The sequence below is a fragment of the Ensifer sp. SL37 genome (assembly GCF_026672675.1).
In the GTDB taxonomy this organism is placed as follows: Bacteria; Pseudomonadota; Alphaproteobacteria; order Rhizobiales; family Rhizobiaceae; genus Ensifer; species Ensifer adhaerens.
In genome coordinates this window covers 664144-685153 of sequence record NZ_JAPPRN010000007.1, presented here as the reverse complement: position 1 = coordinate 685153, position 21010 = coordinate 664144, and the positions used below count along the sequence as shown (strand labels likewise).

At 60.8% G+C, this 21010-nt stretch carries 21 protein-coding genes; 10 read left to right on the top strand and 11 right to left on the bottom strand.

Going from position 1 to position 21010, the window contains the following annotated elements; genetic code table 11:
• Window positions 1-8: 8 nt before the first annotated feature.
• Both OVA00_RS35475 and OVA00_RS35470 read right to left on the bottom strand, forming a co-directional pair.
• Window positions 9-614: a dimethylsulfonioproprionate lyase family protein gene (locus tag OVA00_RS35475; protein ID WP_060607854.1), complete on the bottom strand. Its 606-nt coding sequence runs from the start codon at window positions 612-614 to the stop codon at window positions 9-11.
• Window positions 615-616: 2 nt separating this feature from the next.
• Window positions 617-2653: an NADH:flavin oxidoreductase gene (locus OVA00_RS35470; RefSeq protein ID WP_060582030.1), complete on the bottom strand. Its 2037-nt coding sequence runs from the start codon at window positions 2651-2653 to the stop codon at window positions 617-619.
• A 147-nt stretch (window positions 2654-2800) separates the two neighbouring features.
• Here OVA00_RS35470 and OVA00_RS35465 point away from each other — a divergent pair, with 147 nt between their 5' ends.
• The 7 genes from OVA00_RS35465 (at window position 2801) to OVA00_RS35435 (ending at window position 10479) form a co-directional block, all read left to right on the top strand.
• Window positions 2801-3430 (top strand): TetR/AcrR family transcriptional regulator, encoded by a 630-nt coding sequence (locus OVA00_RS35465; RefSeq protein ID WP_034799984.1) that lies wholly within the window; start codon window positions 2801-2803, stop codon window positions 3428-3430.
• 7 nt (window positions 3431-3437) lie between these two features.
• Window positions 3438-4238, top strand: coding sequence for a pyrroline-5-carboxylate reductase family protein (locus OVA00_RS35460; RefSeq protein ID WP_268090742.1), 801 nt, complete (start codon window positions 3438-3440; stop codon window positions 4236-4238).
• A gap of 65 nt (window positions 4239-4303) precedes the next feature.
• Window positions 4304-5305: an ABC transporter substrate-binding protein gene (locus OVA00_RS35455; protein WP_090300701.1), complete on the top strand. Its 1002-nt coding sequence runs from the start codon at window positions 4304-4306 to the stop codon at window positions 5303-5305.
• A gap of 103 nt (window positions 5306-5408) precedes the next feature.
• A complete protein-coding gene (locus OVA00_RS35450; protein WP_060519178.1) occupies window positions 5409-6296 on the top strand; it encodes an ABC transporter permease in 888 nt (295 codons plus the stop codon).
• Window positions 6289-7368, top strand: a complete 1080-nt coding sequence (locus tag OVA00_RS35445) for a quaternary amine ABC transporter ATP-binding protein (RefSeq protein ID WP_089045088.1) — start codon at window positions 6289-6291, stop codon at window positions 7366-7368. The genes OVA00_RS35450 and OVA00_RS35445 overlap by 8 nt, the downstream gene beginning before the upstream one ends.
• Before the next feature lie 122 nt (window positions 7369-7490).
• Window positions 7491-9476: an oxidoreductase gene (locus OVA00_RS35440; protein WP_268090741.1), complete on the top strand. Its 1986-nt coding sequence runs from the start codon at window positions 7491-7493 to the stop codon at window positions 9474-9476.
• Window position 9477: 1 nt separating this feature from the next.
• Entirely contained in the window at window positions 9478-10479 is a 1002-nt protein-coding gene (locus OVA00_RS35435; RefSeq protein ID WP_268090740.1) for an Ldh family oxidoreductase, read from the top strand.
• A gap of 43 nt (window positions 10480-10522) precedes the next feature.
• On the opposite strand, the gene OVA00_RS35430 is transcribed toward OVA00_RS35435, so the two are convergent.
• The 7 genes from OVA00_RS35430 to OVA00_RS35400 form a co-directional block, all read right to left on the bottom strand.
• Window positions 10523-10696, bottom strand: a complete 174-nt coding sequence (locus OVA00_RS35430) for an FCD domain-containing protein (RefSeq protein ID WP_268090739.1) — start codon at window positions 10694-10696, stop codon at window positions 10523-10525.
• A 221-nt stretch (window positions 10697-10917) separates the two neighbouring features.
• The gene (proC, locus tag OVA00_RS35425) at window positions 10918-11739 is read right to left on the bottom strand and encodes a pyrroline-5-carboxylate reductase (RefSeq protein ID WP_268090737.1); all 822 of its coding nucleotides are present in this window, start codon (window positions 11737-11739) and stop codon (window positions 10918-10920) included.
• 48 nt (window positions 11740-11787) lie between these two features.
• On the bottom strand, window positions 11788-13320 hold the full coding sequence (locus OVA00_RS35420) for an AMP-binding protein (RefSeq protein ID WP_112986051.1): 1533 nt from the start codon (window positions 13318-13320) through the stop codon (window positions 11788-11790).
• Window positions 13321-13340: 20 nt separating this feature from the next.
• Window positions 13341-15107, bottom strand: a complete 1767-nt coding sequence (locus tag OVA00_RS35415) for an ABC transporter permease subunit (RefSeq protein ID WP_192340549.1) — start codon at window positions 15105-15107, stop codon at window positions 13341-13343.
• Complete coding sequence (locus OVA00_RS35410) at window positions 15104-16183, bottom strand: ABC transporter ATP-binding protein (RefSeq protein ID WP_112986053.1); 1080 nt, start codon at window positions 16181-16183, stop codon at window positions 15104-15106. Before OVA00_RS35410 ends, OVA00_RS35415 begins: the two co-directional genes overlap by 4 nt.
• 11 nt (window positions 16184-16194) lie before the next feature.
• Entirely contained in the window at window positions 16195-17271 is a 1077-nt protein-coding gene (locus tag OVA00_RS35405; protein ID WP_112986054.1) for a polyamine ABC transporter substrate-binding protein, read from the bottom strand.
• A 57-nt stretch (window positions 17272-17328) separates the two neighbouring features.
• Window positions 17329-18099, bottom strand: coding sequence for an enoyl-CoA hydratase/isomerase family protein (locus tag OVA00_RS35400; RefSeq protein WP_112986055.1), 771 nt, complete (start codon window positions 18097-18099; stop codon window positions 17329-17331).
• A gap of 151 nt (window positions 18100-18250) precedes the next feature.
• Here OVA00_RS35400 and OVA00_RS35395 point away from each other — a divergent pair, with 151 nt between their 5' ends.
• Window positions 18251-19075: an IclR family transcriptional regulator gene (locus OVA00_RS35395; RefSeq protein WP_268090736.1), complete on the top strand. Its 825-nt coding sequence runs from the start codon at window positions 18251-18253 to the stop codon at window positions 19073-19075.
• Between the two features lie 200 nt (window positions 19076-19275).
• On the opposite strand, the gene OVA00_RS35390 is transcribed toward OVA00_RS35395, so the two are convergent.
• Both OVA00_RS35390 and OVA00_RS35385 read right to left on the bottom strand, forming a co-directional pair.
• A complete protein-coding gene (locus OVA00_RS35390) occupies window positions 19276-19725 on the bottom strand; it encodes a lipocalin-like domain-containing protein (RefSeq protein ID WP_113294937.1) in 450 nt (149 codons plus the stop codon).
• Between the two features lie 312 nt (window positions 19726-20037).
• Complete coding sequence (locus OVA00_RS35385) at window positions 20038-20247, bottom strand: dodecin (RefSeq protein WP_268090735.1); 210 nt, start codon at window positions 20245-20247, stop codon at window positions 20038-20040.
• A 272-nt stretch (window positions 20248-20519) separates the two neighbouring features.
• On the opposite strand from OVA00_RS35385, the gene OVA00_RS35380 reads away from it, so the two are divergent.
• Both OVA00_RS35380 and OVA00_RS35375 read left to right on the top strand, forming a co-directional pair.
• Window positions 20520-20798 carry a hypothetical protein gene (locus OVA00_RS35380; RefSeq protein ID WP_034799974.1) on the top strand — a complete coding sequence of 93 codons (279 nt, stop codon included), beginning with the start codon at window positions 20520-20522 and terminating at the stop codon, window positions 20796-20798.
• A gap of 20 nt (window positions 20799-20818) precedes the next feature.
• Window positions 20819-21010 carry a hypothetical protein gene (locus OVA00_RS35375; protein ID WP_127890351.1) on the top strand — a complete coding sequence of 64 codons (192 nt, stop codon included), beginning with the start codon at window positions 20819-20821 and terminating at the stop codon, window positions 21008-21010.

The following is a 21010-nucleotide window of genomic DNA, read 5'->3' as shown; positions in this document are numbered from 1 at the left end:
CCCTTTCGTCAGTGCCTCGGTCGATCAGGCAACAATGCCCAGAATGCAAACAGCGGTTTTTCACCCGACCGCATGGCGTGTCTGACGCCAGGCGGATTGTAGAAGGAACCTCCGATCCCGGGTGAGAACCATTCGGAATCGCCATGCTGAAACTCGCCTTCCGACAGGACGAGGTACGTCTCTTCCGGGGCGTGGTCGTGGTCGGGATAACGCACATACGGCGCCATCAGCGTCGCGCCGAGCCAGAGGTCCCTCCGGTCCTCCAGGCCGCCCGGTCCGGCGATCATCGCATTGGCGTGGCTCACCAAGAAATTTTCGCTGGCCGTATGGTCGTAGACCGAGCGCCACTTCCATTCGAGCATCGGTTCAAGGTCCGAGAAGCGTCTGATTAGCGTATCCAGGGACGATCGGCCGGTTTCTGCAGCCAGCACACTGTCGAGATGTTGGCTGCAGACCGGGAGGCGCTTGCCGATGTCCAGACGTTGCGGTTGCGGCGCTTCAAGCTGGGCAAAAATCTGCATGAGTGACTGGCGCGCCCTCAGATCCTGTGAAAACTGGTTGAACGCGACAAAGGCCGCGTCCAGAAACGCTTGCAAGGCGTCAAACCGCGCCATTCTCAGATGTCCTTGGCAAGACGCAGCGCATCGTAGATGGCCGCATGTGTATTGCGGGCCGCAACGGCATCGCCGATCCGGAAGAGTTGATAGGCGCCCTCCGGGTTGCGTTCGACGGACTGCGGTGTGCCGGCAATAAGCTCGTCGTAGGAGACTTCGCCAAGGTTCCGCGAGTCAGGCTTCAATTCGAAATAGAGGTCGTCCAGCGGGATGGTTCCGTGGTTGACGACGATCTGGTCGAAGGTCTGCTGCTTGGCAACGCCGCCATAGTCACTGCCAACATGGGCGATGATCTGGTTGCCACTCTTTTCAACCGACTCCAGCCGGTACGTGACTGTGAAGGTGACGTCGAGTTTCTGCAGCGAGCGCATGTAAGGAACGAGGTTCATCGCCATGACTTCGGGCGCGAAGGAGCGGTCCGGTGTCATGATTTCCACCTTGGCACCGGCCTTGGCGAGGAACTCGGCAGCCTGGAGGCCCGCATGGTCGCCGGCGTCGTCGAAGATGAGCACGTTGGTTCCAGGCTTCACATCACCGGAGATGATGTCCCAGGAGGAAACGACGAGTTCGTTGCCCTTCGACAGCACCTCTGTGTGCGGCAATCCACCGGTAGCGATAATGACGACATCGGGCTTTTCGGTGAGTACCGTCTCAGCCTCGGCCCAGGTATTGAACCGGAAGGTGACGCCGAGCTTTTCGCACTGGCTCATGCGCCAGTCGATAATGCCGATCATTTCCCGCCGGCGCTCGCTCTGGGCCGTCAGGCGGATTTGACCGCCCGGATTGTTCGCGGCCTCCAAAACAACGACCTCATGACCCCGTTCCGCCGAGACGCGAGCAGCCTCAAGGCCGGCCGGACCGGCACCGACGATGACGACCTTCTTGCGAACGGCAGCCTTCGGGATCCGATGCGGCATCGTTTCTTCGCGACCGGTCGCCGCATTGTGAATGCAGAAAGCCATGCCACCTTGATAGATGCGGTCGAGACAGTAGTTGGCGCCGACGCAGGGGCGAATATCATCCTCGCGCTTTTCCATGATCTTCCGCACGATATGCGGGTCGGTCATGTGGGCGCGGGTCATACCGATCATGTCGACCTTGCCGGCAGCGATTGCATGACGGGCCGTCGCCACGTCCTGGATCTTGGCTGCATGGAAGGTTGGAAATTTGGTTGCCGCGCGCACATCGCCGGCAAAATCCAGATGTGGTGCGCTCGCCATCCCCTGAATCGGGATGACATCTGTGAGGCCCGGATCCGTATCGATATGACCGCGGATGACATTCAGATAATCGATGAGGCCGCTTTCCTTGAGACGACGGGAAATCTCCAGGCCTTCGGCCTTTCCTGTCCCGCCGGGAAGACATTCGTCTGCCGTATAGCGAACGCCAAGGATAAAGTCGTTACCGACCCTTTCGCGCATGGCCCTGAAGACGTCGAAACAAAAGCGCAGGCGGTTATCGAGCGAACCTCCATAAGGACCGTCGAGTTCGTTGGTGAGCGGCGAGGTGAACTGGTCAATAAGATGCCCGTAGGCTTCCAGCTCGACACCATCCATACCGCCCGCCTTCATCCGTTCGGCGGCGTCCGCAAAGTCCTTGATAATGCGCTCGATGTCCCAGTCTTCGAGCTTCTTGGGAAAGGCTCGGTGCGCTGCCTCGCGATGATGTGAGGGTGCAACGACCGGGAGCCAATCGCCCTTGTCCCAGCGGGTACGCCTGCCGAGGTGCGTGAGCTGGATCATGATCGCAGCCCCCTCTTCATGCACGGCGTCGGTCATTTGCCGGATCCAAGGCACGATCTCGTCCTTGTATGCGAGCAGGTTGTTGAAGACCGGAGGGCTGTCCTTGGACACTGCCGCCGAGCCGGCGGTCATCGTCAGCGCCACCCCGCCCTTGGCCCGCTCAACGGTATAGGCACGGTAGCGGTCCTTCGGCATGCCGTCTTCGGGATAGGCAGGCTCGTGAGACGTAACAATGATGCGGTTGCGCAGGGTCAAATGCTTCAACTGAAACGGCTGAAGCAGGGGATCGTTCGACATGCGACGGGCTCCGGTTTATGGGAATTTATCGCAACTGTAAGCGGAAATGTACATAGGTGTCAACAATCAAAAACACCGTGGTTCAGATATTCGACACATATGTACATTTTGCTTGAAACGGCCGTTTGGATTTGTTAGGAGGCAATCATGGAACAGGCGATGACTGACACTGGCTGGCGCGGTTCTCAGGAGGGATGGCTCGAGGCCGCCTATGACTCCCTGCTCGAGTCGGGCGTGGACTCGGTGAAGATCCTGCCGTTGGCCAAACGGCTCAATCTTTCCCGGACCAGCTTCTATTGGTTCTTCAAGGACCGGGAGGAACTGCTGAGTGCCCTCGTCGCGCGCTGGAGGGAGAAGAATACCGGCAATCTGGTCAAACAGTCCGAAGCCTATGCGGAGTCCTTGGCCGAGGCGATGCTGAACGTTTTCGACTGCTGGGTGAACAAGGAACTGTTCGACTCCCAGTTCGAGTTCGCCGTTCGCAGCTGGGCGCTGCAATCGCCCGAGATACAGGCCGAAGTCCATGAGGCCGATCAGGCGAGAATGGAGGCGCTGGGCCGCATGTTCATGCGGTTCGGATATGACGCGGGACCGGCGGACGTTCGCGCACGAACGACCTACCTGGTCCAGATTGGATACATCTCGATGCAGTCCAAGGAGGATCTTGCGCTCCGCATGAAGCGCATTCCGGAATACATCGCGATTTACACCGGACAAACACCACAGCAGAGGGAGCTCGATCGCTTCTTCGCCCGGCATGGCTACAAACCAGAGTGAGAGAAGCATGGAAACGGGCGGGCCTTTGAGGGTTGGCGTAATTGGTGGTGCGGGTTGGCTGGGCGGAGCAATCGCCGACGCCATTCTCGACGCCGGCATCGTCGAGCCTCAGAACCTGTCGCTCTCCTATCGCAGCGAGCGCCCCGACCGTTTCAACCGCTCCTTCTGGACATCGGACAATCAGGCACTTGCCGACCGCTCGGACGTCATCGTTCTCTCCGTCCGTCCGGCCGACTGGCTCAGCCTGAACGTTGTTGCCGAGGGCAAGCTTGTCATCTCCGTCATGGCGGGCATCCGCCTCAGCGCCCTTGTTGAGCATCATCGGACGGACCGCGTGGTCCGTACCCTGCCAAATGCGGCGGCCGAAGTCCGCAAGTCCTATACGCCGTGGGTCGCAGCCGCCGGGCTGCAGAACGACGATCGAGACATCATAAGGGCGATCTTCGATGCTTGCGGTTCTCAGGATGAAGTGCATTCAGAAGCGGAAATCGACTATCTGACCGGCCTCACCGGATCCGGGCCTGCCTTTCCGGCGCTGCTCGCCGAAGCGATGATGGCAGACGCCGTCTCGCAAGGACTGGCTCCCGAGATCGCCAAGCGTGCCGTCAATACCCTTATCACGGGTGCCGGTCGGCTGCTTGAGCAGCGTGACGAGTGTCCGACCGACATTGTCCAGACCTTCCTCGACTATCGCGGCACCACCGCGGCCGCGATCGAGGAGATGCGCGCGGCCGGATTCGATACCGCCGTCTCACGCGGATTGAGGGCTGCGTTCAGGAAATCGGTTCGCATGGGAGAAGCCTCCTAGCGTCGTTGAGACGGGGTCCGCGGCGCCCCGCCTCAGAAGAAAAGCCGCCAAAAGAGGGAACGATAATGAAAAGCTTGCTAGCATCGACATGCCTGTTCCTTGGGACCGTCGCCGGTTCGTCGCTCGCCAGCGCGGCAGACTGCGGCAGCGTCACCATCGCCAGCATGAACTGGCAAAGTGCCGAGGTCATTTCCAATCTCGACAAGATCATCCTCAATGAAGGTTACGGCTGCAGCGCCGAAATCACCATCGGCGATACCGTACCGACGATCACCTCCATGGCGGAAAAAGGCGAGCCGGATATCGCGCCCGAGGCCTGGATCGATCTGCTTCCCGACGTGGTCAAGAAGGGAACCGAAGAAGGCCGTATCGTAAAGGTCGGGTCTCCGCTGCCCGATGGCGGCGTTCAGGGCTGGTGGATCCCGAAGTATTTCGCCGATGCCCATCCAGACATCAAGAGTATTCCCGATCTCCTGAAGCATCCCAACCTCATCAAGGACCCTGAAGACCCGAGCAAGGGCGCGATCTTCAATGGTCCACAGGGTTGGGGTGGAACGGTCGTAACCGCACAGCTCTACAAGGCCTTCGAAGCAGAGAAGGCCGGCTGGACGCTGGTCGACACCGGCTCGGCAGCAGGCCTCGACGGCTCGATTGCCAAGGCTTATGAGCGCAAGGAAGGCTGGGTCGGCTATTACTGGGCACCGACCGCCCTGCTTGGCAAATACGAGATGGTGCAGCTTGAGGCAGGCGTCCCCTATGACGCAGCCGAGTGGAAGCGTTGCATTACGGTTGCCGAATGCACTGACCCGAAGCCGAGCGCCTGGCCGGTCGATACGATCGTGACACTTGTCGCCAAGCCCTTTTCCGAAAAAGCTGGCCCCGAGGTCATGGAGTACCTCAACAAGCGCTCCTGGAGCAACGAGACAATCGCCAAGTTGATGGCCTGGATGACCGACAACCAGGCGAGCGGCGAGGAAGGTGCAAAGCACTTCCTCGAAGAAAACCCGGATATCTGGAAGAAGTGGGTCTCCCCAGAGGCCGCCGCCAAGATCGAGGCTGCGCTGTAGTCAGCACGGCCGAAAACCCGGTGCGGTGTGCCTTCAGCATATCGCACCGTTCTCGCCGACATAACAACAAGAACGCATCGGCTCTTTCGAGAAGGGGAACCGAATGGACTGGTTTTATCAATTTCCCAGCATGGACGACAACGCGCTTCGAAACCTCAAGAAAGTCATCGACGAAACGTTTCGCGGCTTTACCCGAAACTACGGTGATCTGATCGAGGGCTTCTTCGCGCCGCTCCAGCATTTTCTAATCGCTTCTGAACGGTTCATGACCAAGACGCCCTGGCCGATCATCACGCTCCTCATCCTCGCCATCGCCTGGTCAGCGACCAGAAGCATTCGCATCGCCGCCGGCTGTCTCGTGACGCTGTTGCTCATCGGCTACTTCGACATGTGGGACGATACGATGCGGACGATCTCGATGATCTTCGTCTGCACGATCCTGTCGATCGCGATCGGCCTGCCGATCGGCATTCTCATGTCGCGCTCCGACAGGGTCCAGCGGGTCGTCAACCCGGTGCTCGACGTCATGCAGACCATGCCAAGCTTCGTCTACCTGATCCCCGTCGTCATGCTGCTCGGCATTGGCAAGGTGCCGGGCCTGATCGCCGTCGTCATCTACGCGATCCCGCCGATGATCCGGCTCACCAATCTCGGCATTCGCCTGGTCGACAAGGACGTACTGGAGGCGGCCGATGCCTTCGGCGCCGACAACCGGCAGAAGCTCTTCAAGGTGCAGCTCCCGCTTGCGCTGCCGACCATCATGGCAGGGATCAACCAGACGATCATGATGGCGCTTGCCATGGTCGTCATCGCCTCGATGATCGGTGTTCAGGGTCTTGGCCAACCCGTACTGAAGGCGATCGCCAACCAGTACTTCACGCTCGGTATCTTCAATGGTCTTGCGATCGTCGGCATCGCCATCATGTTCGACCGGGTCAGCCAGGCCTATGGCGAACGATTGCAGAAGCACCGGGAGGTGGTCCATGGCTGAGCACGCTTTCGGCGGCATCGCAATCCGCCATCTCTATAAGATCTTCGGACCGAATGCCGGGGCTCATGTCGAGGCGGTTAGGAACGGCCTCACCAAGACCGAACTGAACGAGCGTCACGGGCACGTGCTCGGCCTTTGCGACATCAACATCGAGATGCCGTCGGGCTCGATCCAGGTGATCATGGGGCTTTCCGGCTCGGGCAAGTCGACGCTCATCCGGCATATCAACCGGCTGATCGATCCGACGGCCGGCGAAGTTCTCGTCGACGGCGTCGATGTGGTGAAGATGCCAGAGGCGGAACTGCGCGAGTTCCGCCGCCACCAGACCGCCATGGTGTTCCAGAAGTTCGCGCTGCTTCCGCATCGAAGCGTGCTCGACAACACGATCTTCGGCCTTGAAATCCAGGGCGTAGCGCGCGCACAAAGCATCGATACTGCCATGCGCTGGCTGGAACGGGTTGGACTTAAGGGCTTCGAGCACAAGTATCCCAATCAGCTCTCCGGCGGCATGCAGCAGCGCGTCGGGCTCGCCCGCGCGCTTGCCAACGACGCACCGGTGCTTTTGATGGATGAGGCCTATTCAGCCCTCGATCCTCTCATCCGCACGGACATGCAGACGGTGCTTCTGGACCTGCAGAAGGAGATTAAAAAGACGATCGTCTTCATCACCCACGACCTCGACGAAGCGCTGAGGCTCGGTGACCAGATTGCCATTTTGCGCGACGGCGAGGTCATCCAGCAGGGCACGAGCCAGGATATCGTGCTGAGGCCTGCCGACGACTATGTCGCCAATTTCGTCAAGGAGGTGAACCGGGGCCGCGTTGTCCATGTGGAGGCGATCATGGCACCGCTTGGCGCAACTGCAGCCGACAGTGGGCAACGGATTGCCGCCGATCTCACAATCGAAGAAGCGGTCCGTACGCTCGCCTCTGCACCCGAAGGTGATATCACCGTCGTCGATCCGTCCGGAATGCCTCTCGGCACTGTCACCTTCCGCCAGCTCGCGGGCGCCATGGTCAATGCGCACGAGACGAACGATCGCGCAATGGCAATCGCGGCCAACGCGGCGTAAGCGCGGATCGGCCGGCGAATGCCATTCCTCCGGGCGGCCGGTCCTCCGCCCGGAAAAGCGCCAAGGGTGGCTCCTCCCTCATTCCATTCCAGTCCCGACCCCTCCCCGCCAGGAGTTGCGCCATGTCCAAGAAATTTCCTCGGCTGTTTTCCCCTCTCAAACTGCGGTCCAACACGCTGAAGAACAGGATCGTGTTCGGCGCGCACACGGCGAACATGGCGGTCGAGGGTCTGCCGACCGAACGACATACCGCCTATTACCGGGAACGAGCGATCGGCGGCGCCGCGATGATCGTCGTCGAACCCATGCCCGTCCATGCCGCAGCCGTTTTAACTCGCGGCAATTTTCGCCACTCCGATGACAGTGTCATCCCCCATTTCAAGAAGGTGGTCGAGGCGATCAAAGGGCATGGAGCCATAGCGATCCAGCAGCTCTATCACGTCGGAGCGCATGGGGATTCCGACAATTCGTTCCATCCGCATTGGTCGCCTTCGGGCGGGCCGAGCTATCATGACAGCGACGGCTCGCATCCGATGACCGAAGCGGAAATCCTGGAAACGATCGATGGCTTCGTTGCGGCGGCACGTCGCTGTCGGGACGCCGGCTTTGACGGCGTCGAAGTATGGGCTGCCTATCTCGGTTTGGTCGACCAATTCTGGACGCCATGGTGCAATCGGCGCGACGATCAGTGGGGCGGTTCGCTTGAAAACCGCACGCGGATGTCTCGGGAAATCCTGACGCGGATCAGGCACGTCTGCGGGCCGGATTTCATTGTCGGCCTTGCCGTCAGTGACGAACCGGACGTGAAGGTTGCGCTTCAACGCGACGAGCTTGCCGAAATCATCCGCCTGCACGACGAACTGGGCCTTATCGATTATGTCACCTGCGGCTCTGGCGGCTACCTCGATTTCTACAAGCTGATGCCGACGTTCCTCTATCCGGAAAAACTTGGCGCCGATCTCGCTTCAGTCCTGAGGAGTGTCGTCAAGAACGCGCTTGTGATCGCCGAAAGCCACATCCGCACCCCCGAAAACGCCGAAACGGTGCTCGGCCAGGGAGCAGCCGACCTCGTTTCGATCGTGCGCGGGCAGATCGCTGATCCGCATCTTGCAAAGAAGGCGGCCGAAGATCGCCCGGAGGACATTCGCGGCTGCATCTCGTGCAATCAGATGTGCTGGGGACGCCGGTCGCGCGACTACTGGATCAGCTGCCTGATCAACCCGTCCGTCGGCCGCGAGGCCGAATGGAACGGCGACCGCTTTTTGAAGACCAGCGATCCCCAGCGCGTGCTGGTCATCGGTGGCGGCCCAGCCGGACTGGAGGCCGCCCGGGTGGCCGCCGAGCGTGGCCACGAAGTCGCGCTCGCCGAGGCGTCGAACCGGCTCGGCGGTAACTTCCTGCTCGCAGGCATGCAGCCACGAAGGGCCCAGATCCTCGATCTCATCGCCTGGTATGAGCGCCAGCTCGAAAAACTCGGTGTAGAGGTTCGCCTCAACTCCTATGTCGAGGCCGAGGACATCGATCCTTCCGAGTTCGGGCGTGTCATCGTCGCCACCGGCTCCTATTCGCCGGAGACGGTGTTCCAGAAAGCGCTGCCGGCGGTCGAGGCGATGCCGGGCCTGGTGAAGGGTAACGTCTTCACAGTCGAAGCCGTCATGGCGCGGCAGGCAAGGCCGGGCAAGCGCGTTCTGCTTTTGGATGAAGGCGGCGGCTGGCGCGGCTGCGGCACCGCCTGGAAGCTCGCCGAGGAGGGCCACGAGGTGGCGCTCCTGACGCCCGACCCGTTCGTCGGCAAGGAGCTGCAGCGAACCGCAGCCGACGTTCCGATGCGCCAGGCGCTCAGGAAACTCGGCGTAACATGGATCGTCGAAGCCAGCGTCATCGAATGGCACGGCAACGGCGCGACCATCGTCGACCACACCACGGGAGAGTGTCGCTTCATCGACGCGGATGCCTTGGTGACGGCCACCACGAATGCCCCGGCCGACTGGCTGATGCCGGGGCTCGCCGAACGCGGTATCGCTACGCGCCAGATCGGCGATTGCGCCGCACCGCGGCAGGCACCCTATGCGTTTTATGAGGGTAGGAAAGCGGGACTGGAGATCTGAGATGGAAGAGGTCGAACTCAACCAGAGGCAAGCAGAAGATCTGGCGATGAGAGCTTGCCTTGGTGCCGGCGCCAATCCGGCGAGCGCCCGATCGCTCGTGGACGCAACAGTGTCGGCAGCCCGCTTCGGCCCGAGCGCGGTCGGGTTTCCGCACCTCGTCGATTATCTGAACAGTTTTCGCGAGGGGCGCATCAATTGCGATCCCACGCCGGCCGCCACGCGCCCCTTCCCCGCTCACATCACCTGCGATGCCGACCGAGGCATCGCGCAGCTTGGTTTCGACCTTGCCTTCCGCGATTTCGTGGATGCTGCCCGCAACTTCGGGATCGCGCTCTTCACCCAAAAGAACAGCTATACAACGGGCGAGCTCGGCTACTACGTGCGCAGGCTCGCGCTGGAAGGCCTGGGCGGTCTTGCGGCGACCAACGCGAATGCCATGGTCGTAGCGAAGGCAGGAGGACCGGCTGTCTACAGCACGAACCCCATCGCCTTCGGATTTCCGCTCGGCGCCAACGCGCCGCCACTCATCGTCGACCAATCGTCAAGCGCGACTGCCTACGTCAACATTGCCGCCGCCGCCGCCGAGGGGCGAGAAATCCCGGAAGGATGGGCGGTCGACAACGAAGGCGCCGATACCCGGGACGCCGAAAAGGCACTCTTAGGCGCGCTGCTACCCTTCGGTGGCCGCAAGGGTGCGAACGTCGCGCTCCTCGTCGAAATGCTGTCGGCCGGTCTTTCCGGCGGTTCCTGGTCTCTGGACACGCCAAGCTTCAGAACGGGTGAAACCTCTCCCGCTGTCGGGCTGACGGTGTTTGCGATGATGCCGGGCCCGGAAGGGAGCGGCCACATCGCCCGCGCACACGACCAAATCCGGCGGCTGGAGAAGCTCGGCATTCACGTCCCGGGCGTCAGCGGCAGGCCACCTGGCTCGCCGGAGCAACCATTGCGCATGTCCCGCGCTGTCTTCGACGCCATCGATCGTTTCGCGTCGAATGACCATTAATCGTCCGGCGGGCTAACGTAAGAACACCGGAGGCCCGGATACGTTACACACCAAGAGAAATCGCCATCCCTTCCGGGGCGGCATACATCGCCATGTTCTTGCGTGATAGATCGAGGTGTGCGCGGATCAACGCCTCCGCCCGGTCAGGATCGTGGTTCGCTATTGCATCGATGATTTCGTCGTGCTGGCGCGACGCCTCGTGCAGCTCTACCAACATGATGCCATATCCGAACGGCAACCTGTTTGAGCCATGGACAGCCGTGTTCGGTCATGACGCAGGCTACCGCAGAATTCATCGGTGCTTGGGCCTCACAACATCGATAGTCAACTCGGCAACGGCGCTCGAAGCGCCAACGCTCTAGCGAGGGCGACATCGCTATCCTTGAGCGAATGAACGAGGCGCACCGGTCCGTCATTGTCTCGCACAGGCATTACCGCTCAACCGACAACAGCAAGCTCGAGAGCCCGGTGATGCGCGGCCGCGGCTGCCCCCCTCACCAAAGCCGCCAAACTCGGCTCGGCCATGAGGACCTCAAGTGCCGCAGCAGTCGTGCCGTTCGGGCTGGTTACTTGCTGGCGGAGCTCCGTGGGAGAAAAGACGCTGGCGCTGGCGAGAGTTGAAGCACCGTCAACCGTCTGCTTTGCCAACGCATGCGCAGTCTCTACCGGCAGACCGACAGCGACACCTGCCTCGGTCAAGCACTCGATGAAATGGAAGAGGTAGGCCGGCCCCGACCCCGATATTGCAGTCGCGGCATTGATGAGCTGTTCTTCCGGCAGCCAATGGACGTTTCCGACAGCTGCCAGAAGATCACTCACATAGGCCATCTGAACGTTACCGGTGTGCGCGTTGGCAAAAGCGGCAATAACTCCCATGCCGATCGACGCCGGCATGTTGGGCATGGCGCGCACGATCGGCACCGCACCAAGCGTCGCCTCGAAGGTCGCGATCGGCACGCCGGCGGCGATGCTGACAAAGGCGGCGGTTGCGCTAAACCGCCGGTATGTCGCAAGCATCGAGCCGATGACCTGCGGCTTGACGGCGACAATGACGGCGCGCGGCTGCAGTGCCTGCGGCAGGTCGGACGCATCCGCGTAGGCCGCAGCGCCCGCTGCCGTTGCGCGCCGGCGGAGGGCCTCCACCGGCTCGACCACATGAATTCGGTCAGCGGCAATGCCAAACCGGGCCACCCAGCCTTCAAGCAGCGCAAAACCCATGTTGCCGCAACCAACCAGCACGATTTCGCCAGACTGACCCATACCGTCGCTTCCCTTCATGCGCCGCAGTCGACCCAAAGCACCCCAGCCCTATTTCTGCGCCAGCCGGTCCCAAGAATCGTCGAGTGCGACAGACAGCCGATGCTTCATGATCCGCTGGCTCGGCGTGCGTTCGAACTCGTCGACGACGGCGATGTAGCGCGGGTTCTGGTAAGGCGCGAGCCGATGGGCGAGCCACCCCGAAAGGTCGATCGGATCGATCGCGCTGCCGGGCTTGGGCTTGACGAAAAGCTTGATGTCCTGCTCGCCGACATCGGCGGCAACACCGATCATTGCGCAATCTTCGACCGCCGGATAGGCGGCGGCGACGTGTTCCACCTCCCAGGCGGAAACATTTTCGCCCTTGCAGCGGACACTGTCGGTGAGCCGCCCGTGGAACCAGAGATTACCGTCGGCATCGAACGAGCCGGAATCGCCAGTGTGCAGGGCGCCGCCCCGAAGGGCCTTTTCGGTCGCTTCGGGATTGCGCAGGTAGCCTTTGAACAGCGCGCCCTCCAGCGAAGTGCGCACGACGATCTCGCCCTTGTCGCCCGTCGGCACCGACTCACCCTTCTCATCCAGGATATCGACCGAGAACCACGGCATCGGCTGACCGACGGCACCGACGACACCGGCTGCGTTGCAGGTGGTGATGCTGGAGGCTTCCGTCATGCCGTAGCACTCGCGCATCTCTACACCAAAACGCTCCTTGAAGAGCGGCCACACTTCCTTCGGGCAGCCGCCGCCCCATGCGATCCGCACGGGATGCTCGCGATCACCTTTACTTTCGGGCTGTTTTAGAAGGATCTGCAGGATCCCGCCGAGGTAGTGGATATGGGTGGCACCGTAGGTTCTCACCTGATCCCAGAAGCGGCTGGCGCTGAACCGATCCACCATGGCAAGCGACAGGTCCTCGATGATCGGCAGAACGATCAACTGCGCGCCGCCGATGTGATAGAGCGGTTCCCAGACAAAGAAGACGTCGCCTGGACCGGCTACCGAGAGCGTACGCACCGCTTCGCCGGCAAGCCGGATCATACCGTGGGTCACCAGCACGCCCTTGGGTCGCCCAGTGGTGCCGGAGGTATACATGATCGCAAAAAGATCATCGGCGACAGGCGGCGCCTCGTTGAAGGCCACCCCTGAAGTCAAGATCGTTTCAAGCGATGCCGCGCCCGTCGGTTCACCCGCGAGAATAATCCCCGCCTCAGGCAGAGCGGCACCGCTCTCAGCGATGGTTTCGGCAAGTTCGGCGTCACAGATGAAGACGCCTGGCTCACAATGTTCCAGGATATAGCGCAGGCCCTCGCCGCGCAGCTGGGCGTTGACCGGAACCCAGATGACGCCGGCCTTGGTAAGGCCGAAGAGGACGGCAAGCGACAGGCGCGAGTTGCGCATCATCACCGCGGCGCGATCGCCGGGTTTCAGGCCACGCTGGCGAAGCGCGGCTGCAAGCGCTGCCGACATTGCATCAAGCGCGCCAAAGGTGATCGGCTCGCCGTTGAAACGGGCGAAAACCTGTTCCGGTTTGCGGGCAGCCTTCATCATGAAGCTTCCGAGGAAGCCTTCGAGAGAAACAGTCATGGGAGATCTCGAATATAGGTTCAGGAGGAGCGGCGGAGTTTTTCCGCCGCCAGGAGAAGTGATGTCACAACGACGAAAACGACGACCGAAACTGCCGCGAGCGTCGGGTTCAGCTGAAGGATCATGTCGTCCCACATCTGTTTCGGCAGGGTCGTCTTGACGCCGCCGCTGACGAAGATTGCCACGGTCAGTTCGTCGAACGAGGTGATGAAGGCGAACAGGAACGCTGCCGTCAGGCCGCTTTTGATTTGCGGTACGGTGACGAAGCGCAGGGCCTGGACGCGGTTTGCCCCGAGCGTCGCGGCTGCCTGGTCGAGCCGCCAGTCATAACTTTTCAGCACCGCGGCGATGGCGACGAAGGCAAAGGGCAATGCCAGCACCGTGTGCCCGATCACCAGGCCTATATCAGTCGCGACCAGGCCTATCTGGGCAAAGAGATAAAACAGGCCGACGGCAATCACGATGCGAGGCACGATCATCGGCGCCAGGAAGAAGGCGAAGATGATGCCGCGCCAGCGCGAGCGCGAACGGGCAAGCGCCAACGCCGCAAAACCGCCGATCACCGTAGCAACTATGGCTGTTGCGAAGGCGACGCCGAACGAGCGGACGGTGGCCGCCACCCAGAGATCGGAAGTGAAGTAAGTCCTGAACCATTCCATCCCATAACCCGGTGGCGGGAACTCGAGGAACTGCGAGCTGGTAAAGGCGATCGGCAGCACGACAAGCGTCGGAAGCATCAGGAAGGCGAACATCAGCAGGCTATAGAGCCCGAGCATCCGGCTCGAAACCGCAGCCCCGAGCAGCCGATGGCTGCCATTCGCGAGGGCGCTGCTGATACCTGCAAACCGATCGAGGACAGCCAGACCGAGCGCACGCAATATGCCCTTGCGGCCGGCCTTGCCGTCAGAAGGTTCGCCAGACAGGCTCGAAAGGCCAAACACCCGGTCGTAAAGCCAACACGTGACCAGTGCTGCAGCCAGCATCATGGCAGCCAGTGCCCCGGCAAAGGCCCAGTTCAAGATCTCCTGCACCTGGACAATGATCAGCTGAGCCAGCATCGTCTGCTGACGGCCGCCGAGGAGCGCCGGGACAATGAAGAAGCCAAGCGAGGAGATAAACGTAAGCAGGCCAGCGGCTGCAGCGCCAGGCAGCGAAAGCGGGAAATAGATGAGCCAGAACCCCTTAGCGGGCGTCGCACCCAACGTCCCCGATGCCTGCGTCAATCGGCGATCAACGCCGGTCATCACGGGCAGCATGGTCAGAACCGCAAGCGGAACCATCGCATGAACCATACCGATCATCACGCCGAGTTCATTGTGCAGCAGTTCGAGCGGTTGGCTGAGGAGGCCGGTTCCAAGTCCGATCTGGTTAATGACCCCGGTGCGTCCGAGCACGATTACCCAGGCAAAGCTCTTGACGAGATAACTCGTCCAAAACGGAACCATGACGAGCAGTATCATCATTCCGCGCGTCCGGTCCGGTAGCCGCGACAGCCAATAGGCCAGGGGATATCCCAATAGCAGCGAGAAGAGCGTCGTGAGGCCGGCGATGCGGAAGGTGATCAGAAGCACGCGAAAATACACGTCGGTCTGGAAGATGCGCGCATAGTGGCCCGCGGTCAACACGCCAGTGTCGGCATCCTCGACGCTCAAACCCATCAGCCTTGCGACCGGAACGAGGAAGAAGATCAAAAGAAACGCGATACCCGGTGCGGCAAGCCAGAGCGGCCCAAAGCGGAAACGGCTGGCGCGCGCAGCGCCTGTTGTAGAAACGGTGGTCGCGGTCATGGCATCACCAGAACGGCGGATTCCGGCGCCCAGCTCAGCGTGATGTTTTCGCCAAGACTCGGCAATGGCTTGCCGGGAAGGACACGAACTGTCACGAATTGCTCCGCCGCGATATCAACGAGCAGGCGGGTTTCTGAACCGGCATAGACCAGCTCGACCACCCGACCAGTGATCTCGTTCGCCCCGCTCGATCCGATTTCGAGATGCTCGGGACGCACCACGAGCGCCATCTCTGCATTGTTCGACACGCCTGCGCCATCGATCCCGAAGCGGCCGCTCGCCGTGGCCAGATGGGCGGCACCACTCGATCCGAGCTCAACGCGGCCGCGAAAAATATTGGAGATGCCAATGAAATCGGCGGCAAAGGCGGTTCGTGGCCGGGAGTAGATTTCCTGCGGTGGACCGATCTGCTCGACCATCGCGTGGTTCATCAGGCAGATGCGGTCGGAAAGCGCCAGCGCCTCCTCCTGGTCGTGGGTGACATAGATGATCGTTGCGCCCGTCTGCCGATGCAGCTGCTTGATTTCAAACTGCATATGCTCACGCAACTTCTTGTCGAGTGCCCCCAGAGGCTCGTCCATCAAAATGATCGACGGCTGGTAGACGAAGCAGCGCGCGAGCGCGACGCGCTGCTGCTGACCGCCCGAGAGTTCGCGCGGGAACCGCCCCGACAGATGGCCGAGCTGAACCATGTCCAGGGCTCCGTTGACCTGGCGGTCGATCTCGGCCGAGGTCTTGCCTCGCATCTTCAGGGGAAAGCCGATGTTTTCTGCGACTGTCAGATGGGGAAACAATGCGTAGTGTTGAAAGACCAGGCCGATGTCGCGCTTGTGCACCGGGGTGTTCGTCTCGTCGCCGCCGTCGATGAACAGACGGCCCTCTGTCGGCGTGACCAACCCGCTGATCATCTGCAGCAGGGTGGTCTTGCCTGAGCCCGAAGGCCCGAGAAGCGTCAGGAACTCGCCGGTCTTGACCGCGACATGAGTGGGCTTAAGAGCGATGGCGACGCCGTAGCTCTTTGCCAATCCATCGACAAGGAGTTTTGGGCGAGTGGCTTGTTCGGGCTTCGCGAGCATTGGTTTTCCCCTTAACCCAGGATCCAGGCGTTGAAGCGCTCGGTCATTTCCGAGCGATTGGCGCTCCACCAGTCTTCGCGGGCAATAGTCATGACCTTGAGGTTAGCCTCGGAGGTCGGCAGGGCTGCCGCACGTTCCGCCGGGATATGCTCATAGGCCTTCAGGTTCGTCGGACCGTAGGCAAGGAATTCCGTAAACAGCGCCTGCTGCTTCGCGTCCGCGCAGAACTTGACGAACTGACGGGCGATATCGGCCCGCGGCGATCCCTTGGGAATGCCCCATCCCTCAATCGAGTAAAGGCCCTGGTTCCACCCGATCTTGACCGGGGCGCCGCCATCGATGACCGCCTGGGCGCGAGCGTTCCATAGCGCGATCAGGTCGACTTCACCGCTCTGGATCAGCTGGCTCGACTGCGCCCCACCGGTCCACCAGACGGCGACATGCGGCTTGATCTTCTCGAGGCTTGCATAGGCGCGCTCGATGTCGAGCGGGTAGAGCTCGGCCAGGGGCACGCCATCGGCGAGCAGCGCCTGCTCCAGGGTGTCGATCGGGTTCTTGCGCAGCGCGCGACGTCCCGGGAACTTTTCGATGTTCCAGAAATCGGCCCAGGATCCCGGACCATTGGCAGGGTCAAAACGGTCGGTGCGATAAGCCATGATGGTGGAATAGACGTCCACGCCGAGCCACAGTTCGGTGAGAGCGTCGGGCATCAGGCCGGGTACGTCGGCCGCCGCCAGATTGATCGGCTCCAGCAGGTCGCGCTTCTCCAGGATATCACGGGCCGACAGCGTCAGCGTGCAGACGTCCCAGCTATAGGATTGCGTCTCGACCATCGCCCTGAACTGCGCGGTCGGCTCGGCATCACGTGCAACATTGATGACCTTGATGCCTGTTGCCTGTTCAAAGGGGTCATAGAACGCCTTTCGGTATCCTGGGCTATAGGGACCGCCGGGATCGGCGACGGTCAATTGCTCGGCTGCGAATGCCGATCGTGTGAAGACGGCAGGCGCGGCCAGGGTGACGCCCAAGCCTCCGCCGATTTTCAGCAAGGTGCGACGATCAATCATCATGCGTTTGTCGTTGGTCATTTGTTCTACCCTCTTGTTTTGGATTGTTCGCCGCCTCCATGAGCGGCATGGCCTTTGTCAGGCTTTGCTGGCTGCACGCCGTGCGAGGAACTGCTCCATCATCCGCGCCGGCTCGCCGGAGGCATAGGCTTCGCGCTGTATGCGCGCGCCGGCTTCGAGGCAGTCGCGGAAACCAGCCTCTGTCATCTCTCTGAAGCGCTGTTTGTCAAGCCGCATGGCGACGGGCGGCTTGGCGCCGAGTTCCTGCGCCAGCGAGAGGGCTTCCTCCATCACGCGTCCCTGCGGAACGATGCGGTTGATGATGCCGATATCCTTGCATTCGTCTGCGTCCATGAGACGACCGCTCAACGTCAAGTCGATGGTGCGGGAGAGGCCGATCATTTCGCGCATCATCCAAGGGCCCGTGGTGCTGGCGATGCCCGAATTGATTTCAGGCTGCCCCATGCGCACGCCAGGATGGGCGACGCGGAAGTCGCACAAAAGCGCCACCTGGAATGCCGAGCCGGCGGCAACGCCGTTGAGCGCAGCAATCAGCGGCTTCGACAGCGAACGCATCGCGTCATAGAGCCGTTCCCATTCACCGACCCATTCCTGGCCGCGGGCGCCATCAAACGAGCGGGCCTCGTTCAGATCCTGGCCTGCACTGAACGCACGGTCGCCGGCACCGGTGAGGATAATTGCACGGACCCCCTCGTCTTCTTCGAACGCCTTGAAGGCGGCAACCAGCTGCTGGCGCATCTGGCTATGCCAGGCATTGAGGATTTCCGGGCGGTTCAGCGTGATCACGCCGACCTCGCCACGTCGTTCTGTCAGGATGAAGCGATCCATGATTTTCTCCGTTGCTGCGATGAAACAACTATTGCAATGCGATAATTGTTATGTCATAGTGTGATTATGTTTATTTTAGCTGTCAAGCAGCTTTTCCGATGCTTGGCGATTCTGTTATCGATATGTGGGAAACCGCGGGAATCGGGGATACATGGCACGCAAGGCGAGCAAGTCTGCGACAGAAGAAAACGAAGCACCGGGAGAAGATCGCGATCCCTTGCTCGTGCAATCGGTCGAGAAGGCCTTCAGGGTTCTGCGAGCCTTTGACGGCCGTCGCCCGAACCTCAGTCTTTCACAGATCGCCGAAGAGACCGGGCTCGACATGAGCGCCGCCCAGCGTTTCACCCACACGCTTTCCAAACTCGGTTATCTCGGCAAGAATCCCGACACCAAGCGCTTTGAACTGACGGTGAAGGCGCTCGATTTCGGATATCACTACACCCGCGCAAGCGGTTTCGTCGAACGCGGCATGCCCTATCTCCTGCACCTGAGCAAGGCGACGGAGGAGACGGTCAACCTCACAGTGCTCGACGATACAGACATCGTTTTCGTTTCGCGCTTCATGAGCCGCCACGTACTCAACAACGACGTCATCACCGGCACACGGCTGCCGGCCTATTGCACGGCGCCGGGTATTGCCATTCTCTCGGGCTTGGCAGAAGACGTCGCGCATTCTATTCTCGAAAGGTCGGATCTCTACCCGTTCACGCCCCACACGACCTGGGCGATCGAGGCCCTGAAGACAAAGTTGCAGGTGTCCGCGACCAAGGGCTATGCCACCGCCTTCGAAGAGTACTTCCACGGGGACCTGTCGATCGCAGCACCGGTGCTCGATGCCAAGGGCACACCCTATGGCGCTATCAACATTGCCGTCTCGCGCAGTCGCTACACGCCCGAGGAAACTGAGGAACGGTTTGCCCCGCTGGTAACTGCTGCGGCGCGCTCGATCTCGCTCGTCGGTGGCGCGCGGAGATAGGAATCCAGAGCCGTGCCGCGCCAACGCGCGCCACCTCGTATCCGACCGCTGACATTTCTATTAGGTGTGGCGCGAAACGGCAGGATCCGCTTGATTTCCAGGATCATCGTGCCCGGAGCCTCGTTATGCACGCACAACATCGACGCCTGCGGAGGCCGCTACAAGTTACTGGCAGAATTTTGTAGCGGCACATTCGCTGGTCACTTTTCTCGGACATAAGTCACTTCGTGGACGACCTCACGCCCGTCGAATGGGCTTGGGGCTGGGGCCGAGGTGTAAGTCAGCGTATGTTCGTCGACCTTGCAGAACCTTACCTGCTCTGTGCCGCTCCATGCTTCATTCCAGCTCATATCGACGTGGTGCACGACCCGATCCGACTCAACCGTGTAGGTGCCCGAATAGGCAAACATCGTCTCAAACAAAGCGATCTTCTCTTCGTCTGACGGCGGCAATCGCTCGGGCCGCTTGCGATTGTTCTTGAGAATAAGAAAAGTCACGCGCTGCGGTGTGTAGACGACCGTGCCCTGAGGGTTCTGACCGAGTGCATCCTTGCGCTCTCCAGTCGCGACGTCTCTCGCAACCCACGAGGTCATCCTCCAGCTTCCAAGAAGGAGATCGCGGCTAAGCGGCCCACCTTGCGTATTTTCCATTGCCTATCCTCCCTTTCTCGAGCGAGCATTTGGACGGCCCATATGGCCCCGGCTTCGGCGGAACCTCGCCATGATCCCGCGCAGTCGATCGTTGTCCCGCGTCCTGGCCACCACGTCTTCTTTCGCTCTGCAGCAGCGTGCCCGCAGGGGCTCCATGGCACACCCCTGCCATGCGCGGAGCTTTATGCTGGAGCAGAATGTAGCCCTTACTAACCCTGCACAATCGACTGAGCCGCGTGTTTTACCGGCGTGGCGCAACGATCGTTGCTGCAAGCGCCAGTCGATCCAAGCTGGCGCCCAGGCGCCGCCTGTTCAGTCGTCAATACGAAACCCGACCTTCATGACCCCCTGGTAGTGCGCGACTTCGCCATCCTTGATGCGTCCCCTGATCTGGTCGACCTCGAACCATTCCAGGTTTCTCATGGTCTTCGATGCACGCGCGATCGCGGTTTCGATAGCGTCGGTAACAGACGACTTCGAACTGCCGACCAGCTCTACCTTCTTATAGACGTGATCACTCATAACAACCTCCCGTTTGCTTTGAGAAAGGACATCCTACAGGCAAGCTGCAATCCTTGCGCTAACAATCAGCGCAAGGAAGTGTCTGGCTCTATTGTCGCATCAATCTTTTAGCGACCTGTAATTTTTAAATGCCAAATGCATAAATCAAAACTATTGCTTAACACTGGTATGTATCAATTCTGATACGCGCACTTTCGGACATTCTTCCTGGCGTGCGGTCTAGAGCTTCTTGTCTGTCGTTGGTTTTCGCAATGAGAGAGGTTTGCAAGCACATGAACGACTGGAGTACGGACGGGCGTGGCAATGTCAGGTCCTCGACCATCGTCGGCTGGAAAGCCGAGCCGGCAAAAGGCGATGAAACGGGCGACGTTTTCTTGAGGATCGAATTCAGCGTCGACCCCAATCTCACGGATGTGTCGGCGCTGCAGTTCAGATTAACCAGACAACAGGCCGATCACATCAGTGGGACGTTGGGAGGCCTTGCGGATCGGTCTTCATCGCTGCGGGGTGTCTGCCGGGAGGCCGGCGCGCTCGCCCTGCAACGAAAATGACCCAAAGCAAAGGGACGTTCGTGACCACGCGGAAGGAAATCGCCGATCGTGTCGTTGCGAAATGGGCAGAGCGCGGCATGGCGATCGAGCGTGATGCCGAGGTCGAGGTCCTGCTCAAGCTGCGGTTCACCGGCGATGTACCCATCGATTGCATCCGGCGCAGATACCTCAAGTTACTTCAAGAACGCCGGCCAGGGCGCAAGGTCGATTGA

What these genes read in the sequence shown, in the direction of transcription:
- OVA00_RS35475 (WP_060607854.1), bottom strand. Translation starts at nt 614, where the DNA reads ATGGCGCGGTTTGACGCCTTGCAAGCGTTTCTGGACGCGGCCTTTGTC.
- OVA00_RS35470 (WP_060582030.1), bottom strand. Translation starts at nt 2,653, where the DNA reads ATGTCGAACGATCCCCTGCTTCAGCCGTTTCAGTTGAAGCATTTGACC.
- OVA00_RS35465 (WP_034799984.1), top strand. Translation starts at nt 2,801, where the DNA reads ATGGAACAGGCGATGACTGACACTGGCTGGCGCGGTTCTCAGGAGGGA.
- OVA00_RS35460 (WP_268090742.1), top strand. Translation starts at nt 3,438, where the DNA reads ATGGAAACGGGCGGGCCTTTGAGGGTTGGCGTAATTGGTGGTGCGGGT.
- OVA00_RS35455 (WP_090300701.1), top strand. Translation starts at nt 4,304, where the DNA reads ATGAAAAGCTTGCTAGCATCGACATGCCTGTTCCTTGGGACCGTCGCC.
- OVA00_RS35450 (WP_060519178.1), top strand. Translation starts at nt 5,409, where the DNA reads ATGGACTGGTTTTATCAATTTCCCAGCATGGACGACAACGCGCTTCGA.
- OVA00_RS35445 (WP_089045088.1), top strand. Translation starts at nt 6,289, where the DNA reads ATGGCTGAGCACGCTTTCGGCGGCATCGCAATCCGCCATCTCTATAAG.
- OVA00_RS35440 (WP_268090741.1), top strand. Translation starts at nt 7,491, where the DNA reads ATGTCCAAGAAATTTCCTCGGCTGTTTTCCCCTCTCAAACTGCGGTCC.
- OVA00_RS35435 (WP_268090740.1), top strand. Translation starts at nt 9,478, where the DNA reads ATGGAAGAGGTCGAACTCAACCAGAGGCAAGCAGAAGATCTGGCGATG.
- OVA00_RS35430 (WP_268090739.1), bottom strand. Translation starts at nt 10,696, where the DNA reads ATGTTGGTAGAGCTGCACGAGGCGTCGCGCCAGCACGACGAAATCATC.
- proC (WP_268090737.1), bottom strand. Translation starts at nt 11,739, where the DNA reads ATGGGTCAGTCTGGCGAAATCGTGCTGGTTGGTTGCGGCAACATGGGT.
- OVA00_RS35420 (WP_112986051.1), bottom strand. Translation starts at nt 13,320, where the DNA reads ATGACTGTTTCTCTCGAAGGCTTCCTCGGAAGCTTCATGATGAAGGCT.
- OVA00_RS35415 (WP_192340549.1), bottom strand. Translation starts at nt 15,107, where the DNA reads ATGACCGCGACCACCGTTTCTACAACAGGCGCTGCGCGCGCCAGCCGT.
- OVA00_RS35410 (WP_112986053.1), bottom strand. Translation starts at nt 16,183, where the DNA reads ATGCTCGCGAAGCCCGAACAAGCCACTCGCCCAAAACTCCTTGTCGAT.
- OVA00_RS35405 (WP_112986054.1), bottom strand. Translation starts at nt 17,271, where the DNA reads ATGACCAACGACAAACGCATGATGATTGATCGTCGCACCTTGCTGAAA.
- OVA00_RS35400 (WP_112986055.1), bottom strand. Translation starts at nt 18,099, where the DNA reads ATGGATCGCTTCATCCTGACAGAACGACGTGGCGAGGTCGGCGTGATC.
- OVA00_RS35395 (WP_268090736.1), top strand. Translation starts at nt 18,251, where the DNA reads ATGGCACGCAAGGCGAGCAAGTCTGCGACAGAAGAAAACGAAGCACCG.
- OVA00_RS35390 (WP_113294937.1), bottom strand. Translation starts at nt 19,725, where the DNA reads ATGGAAAATACGCAAGGTGGGCCGCTTAGCCGCGATCTCCTTCTTGGA.
- OVA00_RS35385 (WP_268090735.1), bottom strand. Translation starts at nt 20,247, where the DNA reads ATGAGTGATCACGTCTATAAGAAGGTAGAGCTGGTCGGCAGTTCGAAG.
- OVA00_RS35380 (WP_034799974.1), top strand. Translation starts at nt 20,520, where the DNA reads ATGAACGACTGGAGTACGGACGGGCGTGGCAATGTCAGGTCCTCGACC.